This window comes from Virgibacillus sp. 7505, assembly GCF_002272135.1.
In the GTDB taxonomy this organism is placed as follows: domain Bacteria; phylum Bacillota; class Bacilli; order Bacillales; family Amphibacillaceae; genus Terribacillus.
Map to the genome: position 1 here is coordinate 1 of NZ_NPBF01000251.1, position 246 is coordinate 246.

Sequence of the window (246 nt, forward strand, 5' to 3'; positions counted from 1 at the left end):
GTGATTTCCCGGCAAGTTGCTGAGAAGAAGGCGCAAGGGCTAGAAAACCAAGCAAATGAATTGGCCAGACAAGCGTTTGTGGGAATGGCCGTATTCGCTGTCATAGCTAGCATTGGATTCGCAGCAGCAGCGCCGTTAGTTGCCCAATTTATGGGGGATGAACGCCTTGCCCCCCTTCTTCGCCTCGTAAGCGTTGGTTTTTTGTTTTTGCCTATACTGAGCGTAGGTAGGGGAGTTGGACAAGGG

Annotated in this window: 1 protein-coding gene; it reads left to right on the plus strand. The window is 51.6% G+C overall.

From position 1 onward, the window contains the following. The coding region (locus CHH91_RS18830) for an oligosaccharide flippase family protein (RefSeq protein WP_176465873.1) at positions 1–246 on the plus strand (246 nt) is incomplete at both ends.